Raw genomic sequence first — 18911 nt, forward strand, 5'->3', positions numbered from 1 at the left:
GACGGCGCTCCAGGCTGCGTCGAAAGAGGCCGCGTGCGACGCGTTTCGCGGGGGCGGGGTGGCAAGGGGCGCGTAATATAACCGAACTCGGACAACGTGTCGCAGGCGACGAATATCCTTGTTTTCGTGGGGTTTTTTGTGCGTCCGGGTTTCCGGAATGACGGTGCGCGACGCAGGAAAACCGGTGGGGATCGGCGGGGCGGCGGGGGCGGTCATGCACGCCGGGCACCGGACCGGCACATCATCGAGTCGCGGCGTTGCACCGCGACTCGTTCACGGTGACATCACTTCACTTCGCCCCGCCGTTCCGGCAGAACTGCTCGTAAGCCTGCGGCGAATTCGCGAAACCCTTCTGCTTCGCGAGTTCCCACGGACGCTCGCATTGCCGGGTCGTTTCGCACCAGGCATAGCCGGCCGAGCCGATGCAACCGTGTGCATCGCGATCGCCGCCGACCAGCGGCGGAACCGCTTGCGCGGAAGATTCGGCGGGTGTCGACGCATTGGCCGGCGCGGACGATTGCGCCGCACAGGCGCTCAATGCGCATGCACAGACGATCGCGGCGGCAAACGACGCGGTGGGAAAGTCACGTTTCATCGGGTAGCGCTCCATGGGATGACGATCGACGGTGGATGCCCGTGTGTGGGCGCGTGAAAAACATGAAGTCACGCGTCCGATACTGGCCCGCGCGACGAGAACTTCACCGTGTGCGACGCGAGGCTCGACCGGATCGACGACACGCGGGCCGGGCTTCTCGGCACGCGCTCGACGAAGCGGGCGACGGTGCGGGGCGCGATGCTGGTCATAGTCTAGCGCGGCATGACCGGAGAAACGAGCTTCACATCGCCCGGCCACCTGAAGCACGGCGCGATCCTGGCGTTCACGTGCAGGAGCGGCAGGAAGGCGTCGCTCGACATCGTCATGATGTCACGTCGCAGCCGGGGCGCGCGGCGCTGCTTCACGAAATCCGCATCCGCGCAGCGTCCGCGCGACGCTCCGCGTCGTGCACGATGTGCAGCTCCCGCGTGCGGATCGGCAGCGCGCAATCCGCATCGGCGAGCGTCTTGCGGACCTGGCGCGCGAGGCGCCAGCGCATCGCCCAGAACGTGTCGGTATGCGTCCACACGCGCATGTTCGCGATGGCCGTGCTGTCGTCGAAGCGCATCACCATCACGTCCGGCGCGGGATCCTGCAGCACGTCGGGATCGGCCACGGCCAGTGCGCGCAATGCATCGAGCGCGCGATCGATGTCGTCATGCACGGACACTTCCACTTCGAGATCGAGACGGCGCGTCGGGTTGCGCGTGTAATTGCGAATCGAACTGCCCCACAGCGCGCTGTTCGGCACGTACTCGCAGATACCGTCCGGCTTCGTGAGGCGCGTCATGAACAGCCCGACCTCCTCGACGGTACCCGCGACGCCCGTGCCGCCGTCGATGTAGTCGCCGACCTTGAACGGCCGCAGCAGCAGAAGCATGATGCCGGCCGCGATGTTCTGCATCGTGCCCTGCAGCGCGAGCCCGATCGCGAGGCCGGCCGCGCCGAGCACCGCGACGATGCTCGCGGTTTCGATGCCGAGCTGCGACAGCGCGCCGACGATCGCGACGATGCGGATGCCCCACACCGCGACGTCGCAGAGGATCGGCCGCAGCGTGTCGTCGACACGCTCCTTGTTCGAGAGCAGCCGGTTCAGCCAGTTGCCGACGCGTTTCGACAGCCACCAGCCGGCGACGAGCAGCGCCAGCCCGGCGGCCAGCTTGAGGGAAAGGGTGGACAACGCGTTCCACAGGAACGTCCAGCGTTCCGGGTGAAGTTGATCGAGAAACATGACGGGTTCCGGTTTGGAGACAGATGACGCAGCGCCTGGCGCTGCCGGCAGCGTTCGACTGACCATGCGGCGCGGTGGTTCACGCGAATGTGCGGAGGCGTTGATTTGATACTCGTACTAAGCGATGGATGGAGAAAATAGGATTGGTCCTATTCAGCCATTTTGAGCACGCCGATACACTCGCCTTCATGTTGCCGGATCGCGATGCAGGTTCCTCCGCGATATCCGGCTCTCTCCCGGTTTTTCATTTTTCATCGATAGATAGCGAGTGACGACGTCATGCGGTTAGACCTGCGTTTCCGTCTCGCACGCGAACAAGGTCAACCCGTGCGACGCGCCGTTCGCTGTGTTCCGTTTCGCCGCGCGCTGCTGCGCGGTGCTGTCGCGGCGGCTTGCGCGGCCGGCGCGCACGCCGGGATCGCGCAGGCGTCTCACGACGCCGTGCCGGTCGCGCCCGTGTCAGCGGAAACGACCGACCTTGTCGACGTGCCCTTTTTCAATTCCGCGCGCACGACGTGGGGCGGCCTGCGCGCATCGTCCGCGGCGCCGCTCGACGTTGCTTATGCGTCGCATGCGTTGAATGTGCCGGCAGGCACCGAGCGCGACGATCCGGTCGCGCGCTTCGGCGCCTGCGTCGCGTATCGCGTGCTGTGCGAGACGGCGCGCGGTGCGGTCGAACGCGGCTATGCGTCACGGTTCGATTACGGGCTGGCGTCGGCGCTGCCCGCGACGGGTGCGCAGCCGGCGTTCGCGCGCGGTCCGGTCGACCTGGCATCCGCCGGGCCGTTCACGCTCGCGTTGCCGGATCGCGGCACGCATGCCGGCGCGATCGTCGGCAGCCTGCGCGCGTCGCTGGCGCGCGCCGATCTGCCGGCCGGCGTCGCCGCGCAGATCGTCCGCATGCTGGCCGGGCGCGTCGATCCGAAGCAGCGCGGCGCGCATGGCGATACTTTCCGTGTGGCATTCGAGCCCGACCACGACGCAACGCGGCCGGGCCGCGTGCGCGTGACGGCGTTCGACATCCGTTTTCGCGGGCAGCGCGTCGCCGGCGTGTGGTTCGTCCCGCAGGCAGGCTCGCCGGGTGCCTACTACGATCTCGACGGCATGCCGCTCGCCGGCGCGCGCTTCGCGATGCCGGTCGCCGCGACACGCATCAGCTCGCGATTCGGCGAGCGCGTGCATCCGGTGAGCGGCGCGCGTCACGTGCATTCGGGCGTCGATCTCGCGGCGCCGGCGGGCCGCGCCGTGCATGCGTCGGAGCACGGCGTCGTCGCGTTCATCGGCACCGAGCCGCGCGGCTACGGCAAATACGTGGTGATTCGGCATGACGGCGGCTACGCGTCGTACTACGCGCATCTATCCGCGTTCGAGCCGACGCTGCGAACCGGTGCGCGTGTGATGCGCGGTCAGCGCGTCGGCGCGGTCGGCAGCACGGGGACCGCGACCGGTCCGCATCTGCACTTCGAGGTGCGCCGGCATGCCCGCCTCGTCGATCCGATCGAACTCGTGCACGCGGCCAGAGCGGCGAAACTGAAGGGCGCGCAGCGCGTGGCGTTCAACCGCGTGGCGCGCGATGCGCGCACGCAACTGGCGTCGGCCACGTTCGCGCAACCGGTGGCGATGTCGAAGGCTGTCGCGCTGCAGGCGGGGTGATCGGTGCGGAGCGCGTTGCGCGGTTGACGAATCTCGACAGTCAGCACCCGCGCACGATTACCGATAATGCGGGCGTGCGATGGCCGTGATGATTGGACGTGTGAGGATGCGGGTATGCGATCGGCCATGGCACGCGTCGTCGCGGCCGATCGCATACCCGCTGCGCGAGCCGGCGCTCGCGGAGGGCGGAGCCGCACGGGCCCATCGCCACGCCGGGCGGCGTGGCGACGCTCGTCAGGCTGCCGCGACTTAACCCAGCGGCCAGTTCAGGATCGCGATCCCGTCGTTGTAGTCGCCGTCACCGCCATCTTCCGACCCGACCAGCCCGAAGTAGGTCTTCTTGAAGATGTCGACCTGACGCGAACCGATCTTCGACGGCTTGCCGTTCGCCGTCACGACCACGCGCACCTTCCCCTTGCCGGAGTTCACGATCTGCGTGTTCAGGTTCGCGTCCTGCGTGCCGGTGCCCTGGAACGTCGCGGCCGGCTTCGGGTTGTCGTCGACGAAGACCTCGATCGTCTGCTGCGCGGACGAATTGACCAGCGCGGTCACGCCGAAGGCGATGTTCGGCGGCAGGTTGAAGACGCCGTCGCGTTCGCCGCCGCCGCTCGGCGTGGGCGCCGGCGGCACGGGTTGCGGCGTCGCTTTCGAGAAGTAATTGACCACCGCGCCGACGCCGAACTTCGCCGCGGCGCCGGGCAGCACACCCGGCGCGCCCGCCCACGTCACCGTGCAGGCAACGACCTCGCCTGCCGCATCGGTTTTCACCTTGTTCTGCCAACTGCCGACGTCGAAGCTGTACGGGATCGTCGCGATATCGACGAATACGTCGTATTGCGGCAGTTTCTCGACCAGCTGCGCGGTCATGAACTGACGCATCCGGTCGAGCACGGCCTGATCGCCGTTGGCCTGCACGGCCGTGGCGTCGTTGCCCGCGAGTTGCAGCAGTGCGTACAGATCGTCGTGGGTAAAGGGTTGTGACATGTCGTCCTCGTCTCGATGGAAGGGCTTGCATCGCACGGCCGGCGAACGGATTTACCGGGCAGCGTGCGGAGCAAAGCGTGGGACTGCAAATGACTGCTCGAACGATTCGCAATGTGTGGTTGGCCCCGTCGCCATTGCGATGCTTCATGGCGGCTGCCGCTCAGCCGAGAACCCGCCGGCCGCCATGGAAGCGGCCGGCGGCGCTCGATCGTCGATCGCGCGTCAGGTCAGCCGATCGGCCACTGGAGCACGACGATGCCGTCGTTGTAGTCGCTGTCGTGACCGTCTTCCGACACGACGATCCCGAAGTTGACCGTGAACGGCGAGCCGTCCGATTTCTTGCCGTTGATCGGCGCGAGGCGTGCGTCCGTCGCCGACTTTTTGCCGTTTACGGTGACTTCGAAGCGAAGCTTCCCGTTGCCCGAATTCAGCGTGGCTTCGCGCGGGCCGTCGCGTGTCGTCAGCTTGTGATAGGCGGCGGGTTCCTGGCTGTCGCCGATGAACAGCTTGATATGCTGTTGCTCGGCGGCATTCGCGAAGAAAATCGCGCGGAAATCGGTATTCGGCGGAATCGAAAACTCGCCGGCACGGTTGGATGACGTTTGAGAGTCGGCCATGCTTGCCTCCTGATGAGTATTGGATAAGGCGTGAGCCTTGTCGCGCAAACGTTTGCCGTTTGAAACACGACATACAAAGCATGGCGAAAAATAAATAAAAAAATATTCTGGTGAGAATGGCTATTGTTCAGTAAATCGGAAAGCAACGCTGATCGATTTAATGAAATGTGCTTAATGAAGCGGATTTGGATATATTCGATAAACGATATCGATGCGTGTATCGATTTCCTGAATGATGCGCGAGCGCGCAATGCGAAGGCGGAGTGGGAGCGGCGGGGGCAATCGGACTTCGGAGCAGACGCTCGGCGTTCGCATATGGCAGCGTTTCGTTTCAACATCGGCATCTCTGTCGTGGCCGCGCCCACCGGCCACCGTCGAACGCCCACACCGAAGCCCGATTGCAGGGGAGGAGGGGGGTGCGGCAACCGGCGAAGAGGATGGACCGACTCACTCCGAACATGAATAGGACCTCACTGGCGCCGCACCCGTGAAGCATATCGATGGGGGAAGCCGCCGCCTATCGGACGGGACTGATTCTGCGCCAGCGCGCGTGTCGAGGGACGGATCGGGATCGGTGCGTATCCGGTTGACAGCCACAGGCACCCTGTGATTTGATGCCGGTCATGCACGCCGCCCAGTTCTCCTTCTCGCTACGACTACTAGCCCGCTTCTCCGGGCTGGGTCTGCGGCTGCGCGCTTTCCATTTGCTTCTTTCCTGAAGCGCCAGATTTTCCCCGTATCACCGACCTGGCCCCGGTTGTCGACCGGCGCCTGAGTTCGTCCTTCTTTCGTCACCACTCCGCTCCGTCCCGGTCGCTCAACCGCCAAGGCCGTCGTTTGCCGTACCGCTTTGCCGTTGTGCCGCTTTTTGCCGTTTTCACCGCGGCGTGCGTAGCCGGCTCCCGATGCCGATGGCCGCCGCGCCGCGCTTCACCGACAAACAGACCGAGGACCGACATCATGATGCTGAAGAACCCCGCGACGAAATACCGACCGTTCACGCCCGTCAACCTGCCCGACCGCACGTGGCCGTCGCGCACGATCACGCAGGCGCCGATCTGGATGAGCACCGACCTGCGCGACGGCAACCAGGCGCTGTTCGAACCGATGGACGCCACGCGCAAGATGCGGATGTTCAAGACGCTGGTCGCGATTGGTTTCAAGGAGATCGAGGTCGCGTTCCCGTCCGCGTCCGAAACCGATTTCAACTTCGTGCGCGAACTGATCGAAGGCGGCCATATTCCCGACGACGTGACGATCGAAGTGCTGACGCAGGCGCGCGACGACCTGATCGAGCGCACCTTCGCGTCGCTGCGCGGCGCGAAGCGCGCGATCGTGCACCTGTACAACGCAACCGCGCCGGAATTCCGCAAGATCGTGTTCGGCCTCGATCGCGACGGCGTGAAGCAGCTCGCGGTGAACGCGGCGCGCACGATCAAGCGGTGCGCCGATGCGGCGACCGACACGCAATTCACGCTGCAATACAGCCCCGAAACATTTACGGCGACCGAACTCGATTTCGCGAAGGAAGTCTGCGACGCGGTGTTCGACGTGTGGCAGCCGACACCCGAGCGCAAGTCGATCGTGAACCTGCCGGCCACGGTGGAAATCGGCACGCCGAACTACTATGCGGACCAGATCGAATGGATGCACCGGAACCTCGCGCGCCGCGATTCGCTGATCCTGTCCGTGCATCCGCACAACGATCGCGGCACGGCAGTCGCCGCGGCCGAGCTCGCGGTGATGGCCGGCGCCGACCGGATCGAGGGCTGCCTGTTCGGCAACGGCGAACGCACGGGTAACGTCGATCTCGTGACGCTCGCGTTGAACCTGTACACGCAGGGTGTCGATCCGGGCCTCGATTTCTCGCAGATCAACGAAGTCGCGCGCACGGCCGAGGCATGCACACAGTTGCCGGTCCACCCGCGCCATCCGTATGTCGGCGACCTCGTATTCACCGCGTTCTCGGGCTCGCACCAGGACGCGATCAAGAAGGGCTTTGCCGTGCAGCGCGCCGACGCGATGTGGGAAGTCCCGTACCTGCCGATCGATCCGAACGATCTCGGCCGCACGTACGATTCGATCATTCGCGTGAACAGCCAGTCGGGCAAGGGCGGTATCGCGTATCTGCTCGAACAGGGCTACGGCGTCGCGCTGCCGCGCCGCATGCAGGTCGATTTCAGCGCGGCCGTGCAGCGCCTGACCGACGACAGCGGCCAGGAGGTGACGAGCGCGCAGATCTGGGCGCTGTTCCAGCAGGAATACGTCGACGGCGCCACGCCGCTGCGCTATGTCAGCCACGAACTGACCGAACGCGACGGCCGCGAGACGATCGTGCTGACCGCCGACGTGCACGGCGAGCGGCGCGTGCTGCGCGGCGAGGGCAACGGCCCGCTCGACGCGCTGATGCATGCGCTGCACACGCCGCTGCGGATCCAGCATTACGAGGAACGCGCGCTGTCGCAGGGCGCCGATGCGAAGGCGATCGCGATCGCCGAGCTGGCCGGTACGGGCGTGCGCGGCAGCGCATTCGGTGTCGGTATCGACGCGAACCTGACGACCGCGTCGATCCGTGCGGTGATCAGCGGCGTGAACCGCGCGTATGCGCGTGCGGATGAGGTTGTGCAGGCAACCTTCTTTGCCGGCCAGCCGGCGGTGCAGGCTGTCGCGTAACGGCGGCAGGGGCGGTCGCACCGGGATTCTCGGGAGCGGCCGCGTCGCCCGCAGGGGCGCTGCATGGCCCGTCGAGCGCCGCCTGTGGCGCCTGCTTCATGAAATCCACCCACGCGCGTGTCTTCGCATCGAGATGCGGGCGCGACGGATACACCAGAAACATCCTCACTTCGTCCGCGTCGCCAGCAGCGGCGCGAGCGACTTCGCCTGCGGTATCCGTCCGATCGTGTCCAGCGCGGCGGCTTCGAGCCGGTGGCGTTGCGCGGTATCGCGTACCAGCTCGACGCAGGTGTCGACCAGCGCGTCGTACGGCGCCGCGCGGAAGCCGTCGGCGTAGTCGGGATCGACCGACGTCGTCGGCGATACCTCGCCGGCGATCGCCCTGCCGTTCGTCATCAGATAGAACGCGCGCACGACCTCGAAGATGTGCGACGCGTAGTGATGCAGGTTCAGCACGACCTTCGCACGCGCGATGAAGGCGTCGCGTTCGGCACCGTAGATGCCGCCGCCGACGATCCCGATGTTCAGCCCGCGTGCCCGCAGCGCATCGAGAATCGCCGCGCGTCGCGGGCCGATCGTGCCGTAGAACAGCACGTCGATATCCTGATCGACGTCGTCGCGCAATGCGACGCAGCTTCGGATGGAAACCGAGCTTCAGGTAGCGCGCGTGCCCGATGCCGAGGCCGCGCAGCTTCGCGAGGTTGCGTTCGCTGTAGTCCCAGGTTTCATATCGCGACGCCCAGCGGTAGATGTTCCGGTTCCACGGCTGTTCGTCGACATGCAACTGCTCGGTGTTGACGACGATCGTGTCGTCCGGCACGTGCGCGGTCATGCCCGGATCGGCGAGATGGCAGCCGATCAGGATGTTCCGCGCATCCGGCATCATGTTGTTCTCGTTGACGTGCACGACGTGGCCGAGATCGTCGAGCCCGTACGCGATCACCTCGGCGCCTTCCGTGAAGGCGCCCGAATGCGTGTAGCCGGGCGGGCGGACGAGGCAGAGGTTGTAGTCCATGACGAAGCTCCTGTCGGGATGGCGACCGTCAACCCGCCAGATGGCGAAGATGGGCGGCGATGGCGTCCAGCACCGGCTGCCATTCCGCGAACGTCTTCTGCCGATACAGCGACGCACTCGGGTAGAACGGGCTGTCGCGGCGATCGTGCTGCCAGACCCAGTGCGGGTTCGCATCGAGCAGCACCCACGTGCGCTGGCCGAGCGCACCGCTCAGGTGCGCGGCCGACGTGCAGACGGTGATCACGAGATCGAGCGTGCCGATGAATGCGGCGGTGTCGTCGATCGTGCGCCAATCGCGTGTGCAGTCGTTCACGACGAAGCCGGCCGAGCGGGCGGCCTCGATGTCGTGCTGCGCGCCCGGTTGCAGCGAGTAGAACGCGACGTTCTGCTGCAGGCCGCCGAATGCTTCGGCATAACGTTCGAGGCCCACGCGGCGAAAGCGGTTGCGCTGGTGGGAGAGACTGCCCGTCCACGCGAGGCCGACCTTCAGCCGCTTTTCGCCCGCGAGCGCCGTACGCCACGCATCGGTGGCTGCCGCATCGGCGTGGAGGTACGGCGCCGTCGTGGCGAGCGCGTCGCGGTCGAGACCGAGCATGCCCGGGATGCTCATCAGCGGCAGCTCGACATCGAACGCGGGCAGATCCTCGATACGCATGCTGGTGTCGAACACGTCGACGTGTCGTGCAAGGCTGCGCGCGAACAGGTCGCCCATCACCGGAAACGCATTCCACACGATCCGGCCGCCTTCGCGATGCACGCGTTCCGCGAGCAGCGGTACGTAGCGGCAGAACTGCAGTGCATCGCCGAGGCCCTGTTCGCCCCATACGAGCAGCGTCTTGCCCTTCAGCGATTCGCCGTGCCAGCGCGGCCCGGCAAACACCGGCAGGTTGCCGCGCAGTTCGGCCGACCCTTCCCAGCGCGCTTCGTAGTTGGGCCAGCCCGACGCGAAGTCGCCGCGCGCCAGCTGGAGCAGCGACAGGTTATGACGATACGTCGGGTGGTGCGGCGCGAGTTCGACGGCGCGTTGCGCGTGCCGTTCGGCCTGGCCCCACCATTGCGCTTCCTTCATGGCCGTCGCCGCGTTGTTTACGGCCAGCGCGCTGTCGGGCGCCAGCGTGACCGCGCGGGTGGCCGCGCGCAATGCGCCGTCGAGATCGAAACGGTCGATGCGCGTGATGACCGCATTGGTCCATGCGCGTGCGTCGTCGGGGTCGTCGTCGAGCGCGCCTTCGATGAGCGCGAATTCCACTTCGGGATCGCCACCCGTGAGGCGGATCGCGAGCGCGAGATTGTTCTTCAGCGACGGCCACGCGGGTGCGAGTTCGAGCGCGCGGCGATAGGGTGCGATCGCGTCCGCGTGACGTCCGGCCATCTGCATCGCGTAGCCGCAGTTGAATGCCGCTGCCGGCGAGTCCGGACGCAGATCCCAATGGGCGATGGCCAGTTGGGCGGCGCGCTCGGCCTCACCGCGATCGATCAGCGTTTGCGTGGCGGTGGAGACGGCGTCGTCGCTATCGGGCGAGGCGGCATTGGCTGGCGTGGCGAGCATCGTGTCGTCGGTATCGGCGAGCGCGGGCGCGTCGTGGGGCGTGAACTGCATGTCGGGGCTCCGGAGGGCCGGCCGCGCGTCGAGGCAGCGGTCGGTGGCGGGGTTTGTCGTGAGGCGCCGGCGGCTTGTGTGTGTTGGGTACAAGCAGCATGGCGCCGGCTTGACGTCCACTTTATGGATCCGCACCCGGCAACTGAATAAGACCAGTCCGAATCGATCCGACCGTGCGATACGCCCCCGGTCTCGAACGCGTGTTTCGTCGCGTTCGTAGTCCCAGTCCTATTTTTGGGTTCGGAGACTGCCAATAAGACCTGTCTGATAGAGATCGCGTGCGGCGATCTTTGTAATACGCAGTATTCCGGCCGACGTCGTTCGGCAACTATCAGACAGGGAGTACTGACGATGAGCGCAGCAGATTTTCTGGTGAAAGGCACCGTGATCGGAATGGTCGCAAGCGCGGCCACGGTCGGGATGGTCCATGTGGTGGTCGAGTTCGGCACGCGCTGGTCGTCGAGCGGCATGGTCGTGACGATGGCGACTGCCTTGCTGATGGCGATGCTGCTGCTCGTGCCGCCGCTCGTCACTGCCTGGCGCAACCGCGAGGATGTGGTCGATCCGTTCTACGAGCCGGCGGCATTGAAGCCGATGTTGCAGGGGCGGACGATCGGCATCGTCGTCGGCATCGTGTTCGGCATTTCGATCGTGACGGGGTGGTGACGATGTCGATGCCCGTGACCGACCGAACCGATCCGGCCATGGCATTCGCCAGCGCTCCCTTGATCGATGCGCCGACCGTCTGCAAGACGCTTCGCGTGATCTCGCTGCGAGGCGAGTGTGGCCGCCGCGATGCGTTTCGCGCGAATAATCCGGCGCTCGCGTTCGAATTCGTCGATGCGATCGACGGCCGGGCGCTGTCGGATGACGATATCGCGCGAAGCGGCCTGTTCGCGCCGGCGTTGCCGTACACGCGCGGCGCGATCGGCATCGCGATGACCACGCATCGCCTGTGGACCGACATCGCCGCAGGCAACGAACTGGTCACGATCGTCGAGGACGACGCGATCTTCCGCCCGGACTTCGACGAAACGGCGATGCAATTCCTCGCCGCGCATGCCGGCCGCTACGACTTCGTCGCGTGGGGCTACAACTTCGATTCGATCCTGCGCGGCGCGATCTTCAACAGCCGCACGCCGGTGACGATGCGCTTCGACGAAGCGGCGCTCGCGCAGGCCGTCGACGATTTCCGCACCGACCGCGGCCCCGTGCTCGTGATGGACCTGCTCGAGTTCTACGGGATCTGCGCGTACACGATCTCGCCGGCCGGTGCGCGCTTCCTGCTCGATCACTGCTTTCCGCTGCAACCGGAGACGCTGTTTTCGCACGGGCTCGGCCGCACGCTGCCGAACTACGGGATCGACGTCGCGATGAACAAGTTCTATGGCGCGATGCGCAGCGTCGCTGCCTTTCCACCGCTCGCCGTGACGATGAACGCGCGCGAGACGTCGACGATTCAACGGTGACGTCATGCGGAATAGGACCAGGCTGATTGTGCCGATGCCGTATGCGCTTCGACAATGCGAAGGTCGGGCCGCTGCATGGTTTGCGCCCGATACCTCGTATCCGAAGCGCAGCTTCGTTGGACGCGCTGCCCGTTCGCCGGGCAGCGCATTTTTCTCCGCACGCGGCCGATGCGAACGGCGTTGCCTGCACGGCCCGGTCCGGATGGCAAGCGGTGAATGCCTTGCGGCGACCGGTGGGCTCGGTCGCATCTGCACCATTCGGGTCGCAGGTTGGGAGAACGATGCCTCATGCGAGCGCAGGGCATTCATCGCTGTCCTTCCCTTCGTCTGTCGCCGTCGCCCCGCCGACGGCGTCGACGCTGCTCGGCAACGCGCGGCCGGCTCGAACGGTTCGCGCTTCAGGTCTGGCCGTGGCGCGATCGCGCGTGCGGCCTGTCAGGCACCGACCCGATCGGTTGCCCGCGGTGAAGCTGCCGCATCTCCTCCCGGCCGCCATCGCGCGCGGCATCTCCCTCCATCGATGAAGGAATCGTCATGAAGAAGCATCACATTTCCATTGTTTCCACCCTGATCGCACTCGCGTGCGCCTGCGGCGCTCCCGTCGCGCGCGCCGCAGGCACGAAAACCGAAACGCCGCTGCCGCCGGGCGTCGAAGCGGTCGTCAACGACACACCCATCGCGCGCAGCGATGTGGACAGCATGATCGAAGCCACCGGGCAGGCTGTCACGCCCGAACTGCGAGCACAGGCCAAGCGAGAGCTGATCGCCCAGCATCTGGTCGAGCAGGCGGCGGAAAAGGCCAACTACGGCAGCCGCCCCGAAGTGAATCGCGTCGTGATGCGTGCGCGCACGGTCGCGGCGACGGATCTCTACCTGCGTGACAACGTGCGCCCGCAAGCGGTGACCGATGCGCAGGTGAAGGCACGTTACGACGATATCGTCGCGAGTGCCGCGCAGTTCGAATATCGCGCGGACGTGATCGCCGTGGCCGATCCGGCCGAAGTGAACGCGCTGGTCGCGGAGCTGAAGCAGGGCGCCGCGTTCGACGCGGTGGCGAAGAAGTACAACACGACGCCGAACGGCGGTGTCGCGCAGTGGGTCGAGTTGCGCACACCGGTGGCCGAAGGGAAGACGGGTGGTTTGCCGTTGCCGCTCGCGCAGGCGATTACGTCGCTGCAGCCGGGTGCCGTTGCAGGCCCGATCCGGGTCGGCAATGCGTTCGCGATCGTGAAACTCGACGAGAAGCGCGCGACGGTCGTGCCGACCTTCGACGCGGCGAAGAACGTGCTGCGTCAGCAGCTCGAAGCGCAGGCGCAGCAGCGTGCGATGACGGCGCTGGTGGACAAGCTGGCCGGGCAGGCGACGATTCAGCAGTAAGCGGGTGTATCGGGAAGACGGCGGATCGGGTGATCCGTCGGGTTAGCCGCTGCCGTGGACCACGGTGGCGGCTTTTTTCTTTGTGTCGAGCACGTACGGTCGCTATTGTTTGAACTTCATTCGCACAGCATTGCGGGTATCGTCCGCAGGTAATCGAAGGAGGAAATCTACTATGACAGATTCTTACGCAGACGAAGATCGGTATGTTCCGGTGCCGCATACCGCGGCCGACACGGCGCGCCTGCTTGCCGATCCGGCCATCAAGGCGGCATACGATGAGATGGCGGATGAGTTCGCTGCGCTCCGCGCACGACTTGAACAGAATCAGCCCAGTCCGATTGGTTGTAACGATTGTTCACGTTAAATTGAACGAGTGTGGCGCCGGAACCGCTTCGGCGGCGGCCGTTGGGCCCGGCCGTCGTCATGCTATGTGTTTGATAGCACCTACTCCTAACGCTGCCTCATGCGAGCGCCGAGGCGCTTCCGGCCGCCACACATTTCTTGAGGACGTACTCGGCCTCGTAGCGTTCAACCAGGATCACCAGCCTCTCCAGTTCGTCACCCTGCGGCGTGCCTCGCGCCGGATCCAGATCGACGAGAGTGGATACCCCCTTGAGGGCGGCCTTGTAAGCGGCCTCGGTTCGAATCCGGTGAGTGTTCGCTTTGATAGTCATGGTGATTCAACTTTGCTCTCGTGCTTGCCCGTCGCGGACAAGCACGATTGGCCATCGGGTATCGATTTTCTCCACGTTCGACCGACGCGTAGCTATGCCGGACGTGAATGCCTGATGGTGCTGGTCTTTGGTCAGGCCGTCAGACCGAAACCGTAATCCCCGCCGGCCCGAATTTCCCCGCCGGCTTCACCACGATCTCCACGTGCTGGCCGAACGACGCCAGCGTCAGCATCAGTTGATCCAGCGTCACGTTCCGGAGCCGCTCGCGCTGCTCGGGCGTAACCGCCGGTCGCGCCATCTCGGCGAGCGCCGCGGCCTCTTCCTCGTTCAGGCCGCGCGATGCGATCAGGGCGTTGAGCTTCAGCACGAGGGCGGACTTGGCCGCCAGTTCACCGACGTCGTAATAGTCGAAATCGTCCGGCACGTTGTCGGCGTGTTGATTCGATGCGTCGTAGTGCATTACGCGTCCTCCGTCATCATCGAAAGTTGCCGCTGTTGCCCTGTTCCGCAATCGGCATCGTGGAATCCATCCTTTCCAGCAGGGCTCGGGTCCGTATCATCGATCGGCGTGATCACCAGCCGCTTGTGCGATACCTCGACGTGCAGACGCTGCTCGGGATCGAAGCCCGCCGCCTCGATCCATCGGCCGGACAGCTTCATCCACAGATGCACGACAGGCGGCGCCATGTCGGCGAGCCGGAGGTGCGGGACGATACGGCGGGATTGAATAGACGATCGAGGGGAGACAAAACGATCGCGGAAATACGTCGGTGCGTTATGATTCGCGCCAGCCATGGTCAACTCTCCTGTGTTGAGTTGGTTGTGGTCAGCGGCCCGCAGGTGCTGTTTCACCTGCGGGCCGCGCTCGTTTACGCAACGGATTTCGAGCGCCGCATCATCACATGCATCGCATGTCGAAGCGGCCTGAGAATCCTGGCGAAAACGTGCAACCACTTTAGTCGAGAACATCCGGCGTCAGGGTTCAGTCACGTACGAATTCATCGGTATTGGCCATCAGGCCAGTGCGTCAAACGCTTGCTGCATAACGAATCCGGCGCAATCGCGCCGGCTGACTGCATCGTCGATTCATTCCCGATGTGTCAGAAATCGTTTCAACCGACGGCTTCGATCACCCCGCCGCACGCCGCATGAGGATCTCGTTCGCGCTCTGTCGATAGCGCTCGAACTCCCGCGCGAACGCCGCCGCATCGCCCGCCAGCGCCAGCGCTTCCATCGACGCGCAGAGCCCTGAAATCTCCCGCTCGCCGATCATCGCGAACGCCCCGCGCATGCTGTGAATCTCCGAACGCGCGACCTTCAGATCACCGTCCTGCAAGGCCCGTGCGATCGTCGCGCTCGAGCGTCGCGTGGCATCGACGAGCACCGTGTGCAGGTCTTTCGGCAACGGGCCGGGCGCGCGCGCCGGTGCGGGCGGATACGTCGGCCGCCGCCACGTCCCCGCATATTTCGCGATCGCCTGTTCGAGCGATTTCAGCGACGTCGGCTTCGTGACGATCTCGTCGATACCCGCTTCCCACGCCAGCCGCAACTCGTCCGGTTCGGCATGCGCGGTTACCGCCAGGATCGGCTGCACGCGGCCGCGTTCGCGCAGCACGCGGGCGAACGCGTAGCCGTCGAGGCCCGGCATGTTGAGATCGGTGAGCACGACCGCGTAGTCGTGGCGGTCCACCAGATCGAGCGCATCGGCAACGTTCGACGCGATATCGGCCTGATAGCCGAGTACGTCCAGCTGATCGTGGACGAGCGAACGGTTGACCGGGTTGTCGTCGACGAACAGCACGCGTCCGTTCGGCGCATCCTCGCCCGACGGCGCCTGCGCGGCACCCGGCTGGCGGTCGAGCGGCAGCGGCAACGTGACGACGAAGGTCGAGCCGACGCCCGGCACGCTGTTCGCCTCGATGCGCCCGCCCATCGATTCCGCGAGCTTGTAGCTCAGCGCGAGGCCGATGCCCGTGCCGCCGAAGCGGCGCGCGATCGACTCGTCGGCCTGCGCGAATGGCTCGAACACGTGCGCGAGCTGATCGGCCGTCATGCCGATGCCCGAATCGCTGACGCGGATCGTCACGGGCGTCGCGTCGCCGCCCGGGGCCGACACCGACAACGCCACCGCGCCGCGATCGGTGAACTTGATCGCGTTGCTGACCAGGTTCACGACGATCTGCCGCACGCGCATCGGGTCGCCGACATACGTATGCGTGACCGCCGGATCGACGTCGATGCGCAACGCGATGCCCTTCGCGCCGGCCACCGGCTCGAACAGGTCCGCGACGTCGCGCATCAGCTCGTCGATCCGGAAGCCGGTCGCCTCGAGCGTCATCCGGTCGGCCTCGATCTTCGTCATGTCGAGCACGTTGTTCAGCATGTCGAGCAGCATCCGCGCGGCCGACGTGACCGCATGCAGGCGCGGCTTCTGCCGGCTCGGGTCAGGTGCCTTGTCGAGCAGTTCGAGATTGCCGAGCATCGCGTTCAGCGGCGTGCGGATCTCGTGGCTGATCGTAGCGAGGAACGTCGACTTCGCTCGGTTCGCGCTATCGAGCGCGCGTTCAGCGTCGGCGCGCGTCGTGATGTCGGAGAAGCTGCACAGCAGCGCGTCCTTGCCCTTGTAGCGCACGCGGACGAAATTGATGAGCAGGTCGCGCGTGCGCCCGTCGGAGAGCGTCACCGGCAGTTCGACGTCGAGCTGCACCGGCGACGCATCCGAGTGCTCGCGGTAGCGCGCCAGCAGCCGCTCGTGCAGCGGCGGGTCGCCGGCCTCGCGGTCGTACAGCTCGAGCATCCGGTTGCGCAGCAGCACCTGATGCGTGTCGGGGGACACGAGGCCGATGCCGAACGGTGCAGTCGCGATGATCGTGCGGCTCATCCGCTCGCTTTCGAACACGCGGCGCGAGCGGCGGAACAGCGGCGCGAACACGCGCAGGTCGAATGCGATCACGAGCGTCCACAGCACGATCAGGATGGTCGCGGTCGCACCGAATTCGCGCAGCATCGTTGACCAGATCGCCCGGGCGATCGTGCGCCACGAATACGCATAGACGATCGCGTAGCCGGTATCCGAGATCCGGTCGGTAATCGTGAACACGCCGTGCCGGTAGCTTTCGTCGAAATGCACGAGGCCACGTCGCCACGTACCTTCGGCGAGCGCGTGCTTCATCAGCGCGGCGCCGTCCTCCGCATCGCCGGTGCGATCGGCGTCGAGCACCACGCGGCCGTGTTCGTCGACCAGCATCGCGACGGCGTCCTCGGGCGCGTGCCTGAGCCGGTCGGCGATCACGTCGACGTCGAAATCGCTGACGAAGGTCATGAAATGCTTTTGCCCGTCGAACGCGGGCTCGACCAGACGGAACACCGTCTTGCCGGTCAGCGGATCGATCGCCGGCGCCTGCCACGCGATCCGGCGCGACAGACGCCAGTAGCGTGCGATGGCCGGATCGGACCAGTCGGCCACATCGAACGCGAGGTGTTGGATCAGCGCATGCGTGTCGGGCACGCCGATGCGCGTGAGCACGTCCGGATACGGCATCGACGGCGGGGGCGTGATCGCGATCACGTTGCGATCGGGGCTGTACGCGTAGCCCCGCACGGCGCGCCCGGTCTGCCGTTCGGCGGCAGCAACTGAAATCGTTTGTCGCTCCATCAACTGCACGTAGCGATCGGTTTCGTCGCTGGCCAGCGCATCGGGCGACGCGGCCAGGAAGATCTCGCTCACGCCGCGCATCGGCGCGAGCAGTACGTGACCGTCCTTGCGAAGCGCGTCGGATGCTTCGCGCGCATGCGGCGGATGACCGTTCCACAGCAGTTCGGCGTTGATCACCGCGCGGCGCATCGACGCCTGCTTCGCGTCCATTTCGAGTTGCACGAGCGCCTTGTGCGTGATGAACAGGTCGCGCCGCTCAGCGACGTAGTCGCGCACCGAGCCGACCAGCAGGATGCCGGCCGTGATCAGGATCACGAGCGACAGCACGACCGCGCCGCCGTACAGCGTGAAGCGCTGATAGCGGTTCAGCAGGCTCAGGTCGCGCGCGTCGTCGTCGATCGACGCGAACGGCGCGCTGGCATCCGTGTGGGACGCGAAGAGGTGGCGGATGGGCATGAGACGAAGACCGGTGAATCAATGCGCAAATCGGGAGACGCGCCGCGGCGAGGCCGGAACGCGAACGATATCCGCGAGCCGCATGAAGGCAGCGCGATGCGCCGCCGGCTCAAGGAACGGGAAAATTATCGGGATAGCAGGCGGGTCTGTATGTAGGGCAGTCCGAAACACTCGCGCGCGATGGATAGGACCAGTCCTATTCGTGCAATCGGTTGCGCGCTGCGTATATAAGGCCGGCGATACGCTCGTGTCAAACGGAATCGATCAAGAGAACGTAGCGTCGGGTCGCGTGTTGCACGACCGATTGTCAAGCATCGTCATGTTAGGACTGGGCCTACGAAATAAGTCGCCGCACGTCCAGCCGTCTGATTATCGAAATGACAGGCGATCAATACATTGGCATCTGTGGACGAGGAGCGTCCTTCTCCCCTTTTTTCTACAGAGGCAATCAACATGAACAAGAGTTATCGCACCGTCTGGAACGCGACGACGGGTACATGGACGGCGGCAGCCGAAACGGCGCGGATGCGCACGAAATCGAAGTCGAATTCCGCGATGCGGTCGTCGGTGACGGCGGCGGTGGCGGTCATGGCCGGCGTGGGCGGCGGTGCGATGTCGGCCGATGCGAATGCGCAGGCGGCGAACGGCAATGGTTCGCTGACGCTGTGCACGCCGGGCGGTAGCGGTGGCTATTACGGGTCGGTTTTCGGCGGCGGATCCATCTCGGGTACGCGATTGACCGGGTGTGGGTCCGCGGTCTCCACGTTCAGGCTCAGCGAAGGTCACGTAAGGTCGTTTCAGTTGTATAACAACAGCGCTGCGAACGGCTCTGGCGTAGGTCAGGCAAGTGCCGCGACCGAGGCCGGCATCAGCGGCACCGTCGACGGGCACCTCTTCTTGCTGGGCGGCTCC

Annotated in this window: 16 protein-coding genes and 1 pseudogene; 7 read left to right on the forward strand and 10 right to left on the reverse strand. The window is 65.5% G+C overall.

The window, feature by feature from the left end; translation table 11 throughout:
• Nucleotides 1–289: 289 nt before the first annotated feature.
• Nucleotides 290–595, reverse strand: coding sequence for a hypothetical protein (locus tag HWX62_RS04625; protein WP_175930439.1), 306 nt, complete (start codon nt 593–595; stop codon nt 290–292).
• Nucleotides 596–956: 361 nt separating this feature from the next.
• Complete coding sequence (locus HWX62_RS04630) at nt 957–1826, reverse strand: mechanosensitive ion channel family protein (RefSeq protein ID WP_175930327.1); 870 nt, start codon at nt 1824–1826, stop codon at nt 957–959.
• 279 nt (nt 1827–2105) lie between these two features.
• Here HWX62_RS04630 and HWX62_RS04635 point away from each other — a divergent pair, with 279 nt between their 5' ends.
• Complete coding sequence (locus HWX62_RS04635; protein WP_175930326.1) at nt 2106–3479, forward strand: M23 family metallopeptidase; 1374 nt, start codon at nt 2106–2108, stop codon at nt 3477–3479.
• Between the two features lie 249 nt (nt 3480–3728).
• Here HWX62_RS04635 and HWX62_RS04640 read toward each other — a convergent pair whose 3' ends face one another.
• The gene (locus HWX62_RS04640; RefSeq protein WP_175930325.1) at nt 3729–4463 is read right to left on the reverse strand and encodes a fucose-binding lectin II; all 735 of its coding nucleotides are present in this window, start codon (nt 4461–4463) and stop codon (nt 3729–3731) included.
• Nucleotides 4464–4690: 227 nt separating this feature from the next.
• Nucleotides 4691–5080, reverse strand: a complete 390-nt coding sequence (locus tag HWX62_RS04645) for a fucose-binding lectin II (RefSeq protein ID WP_175930324.1) — start codon at nt 5078–5080, stop codon at nt 4691–4693.
• Between the two features lie 963 nt (nt 5081–6043).
• Between HWX62_RS04645 and leuA the strand changes: the two genes are divergently transcribed.
• Nucleotides 6044–7753 carry a 2-isopropylmalate synthase gene (leuA, locus tag HWX62_RS04650; protein WP_175930438.1) on the forward strand — a complete coding sequence of 570 codons (1710 nt, stop codon included), beginning with the start codon at nt 6044–6046 and terminating at the stop codon, nt 7751–7753.
• 165 nt (nt 7754–7918) lie between these two features.
• Here the strand turns inward: leuA and HWX62_RS32990 are convergent, their stop codons facing one another.
• Nucleotides 7919–8377, reverse strand: coding sequence for a hypothetical protein (locus tag HWX62_RS32990; RefSeq protein ID WP_244135962.1), 459 nt, complete (start codon nt 8375–8377; stop codon nt 7919–7921).
• Between the two features lie 419 nt (nt 8378–8796).
• Nucleotides 8797–10368 (reverse strand): hypothetical protein, encoded by a 1572-nt coding sequence (locus HWX62_RS04660; RefSeq protein ID WP_175930323.1) that lies wholly within the window; start codon nt 10366–10368, stop codon nt 8797–8799.
• A 351-nt stretch (nt 10369–10719) separates the two neighbouring features.
• Here HWX62_RS04660 and HWX62_RS04665 point away from each other — a divergent pair, with 351 nt between their 5' ends.
• The 4 genes from HWX62_RS04665 to HWX62_RS04680 all read left to right on the forward strand — a co-directional run bounded on the left by HWX62_RS04665 (nt 10720) and on the right by HWX62_RS04680 (nt 13578).
• A complete protein-coding gene (locus HWX62_RS04665) occupies nt 10720–11034 on the forward strand; it encodes a hypothetical protein (RefSeq protein ID WP_175930322.1) in 315 nt (104 codons plus the stop codon).
• 38 nt (nt 11035–11072) lie between these two features.
• Nucleotides 11073–11837, forward strand: a complete 765-nt coding sequence (locus HWX62_RS04670; RefSeq protein ID WP_244135963.1) for a glycosyltransferase family 25 protein — start codon at nt 11073–11075, stop codon at nt 11835–11837.
• A 534-nt stretch (nt 11838–12371) separates the two neighbouring features.
• Nucleotides 12372–13214, forward strand: a complete 843-nt coding sequence (locus HWX62_RS04675) for a peptidyl-prolyl cis-trans isomerase (protein ID WP_175930320.1) — start codon at nt 12372–12374, stop codon at nt 13212–13214.
• A gap of 172 nt (nt 13215–13386) precedes the next feature.
• Complete coding sequence (locus tag HWX62_RS04680) at nt 13387–13578, forward strand: hypothetical protein (protein WP_175930319.1); 192 nt, start codon at nt 13387–13389, stop codon at nt 13576–13578.
• A gap of 97 nt (nt 13579–13675) precedes the next feature.
• Here the strand turns inward: HWX62_RS04680 and HWX62_RS04685 are convergent, their stop codons facing one another.
• The 4 genes from HWX62_RS04685 to HWX62_RS04700 form a co-directional block, all read right to left on the reverse strand.
• The gene (locus tag HWX62_RS04685) at nt 13676–13888 is read right to left on the reverse strand and encodes a hypothetical protein (protein WP_175930318.1); all 213 of its coding nucleotides are present in this window, start codon (nt 13886–13888) and stop codon (nt 13676–13678) included.
• Nucleotides 13889–14027: 139 nt separating this feature from the next.
• Nucleotides 14028–14348 carry an XRE family transcriptional regulator gene (locus tag HWX62_RS04690; protein ID WP_175930317.1) on the reverse strand — a complete coding sequence of 107 codons (321 nt, stop codon included), beginning with the start codon at nt 14346–14348 and terminating at the stop codon, nt 14028–14030.
• On the reverse strand, nt 14348–14857 hold the full coding sequence (locus tag HWX62_RS04695; protein WP_244135964.1) for a SymE family type I addiction module toxin: 510 nt from the start codon (nt 14855–14857) through the stop codon (nt 14348–14350). Before HWX62_RS04695 ends, HWX62_RS04690 begins: the two co-directional genes overlap by 1 nt.
• A 160-nt stretch (nt 14858–15017) precedes the next feature.
• Nucleotides 15018–17999 carry a sensor histidine kinase gene (locus HWX62_RS04700; RefSeq protein WP_175930316.1) on the reverse strand — a complete coding sequence of 994 codons (2982 nt, stop codon included), beginning with the start codon at nt 17997–17999 and terminating at the stop codon, nt 15018–15020.
• Between the two features lie 453 nt (nt 18000–18452).
• Between HWX62_RS04700 and HWX62_RS32995 the strand changes: the two are divergent.
• Nucleotides 18453–18527 (forward strand): annotated as a pseudogene (locus HWX62_RS32995) (ESPR-type extended signal peptide-containing protein); the annotation flags it as partial.
• Between the last annotated feature and the right edge of the window lie 384 nt (nt 18528–18911).

Origin of the sequence: Burkholderia sp. BCC0506 (assembly GCF_902833145.1) — a bacterium.
Lineage (GTDB): Bacteria > Pseudomonadota > Gammaproteobacteria > Burkholderiales > Burkholderiaceae > Burkholderia.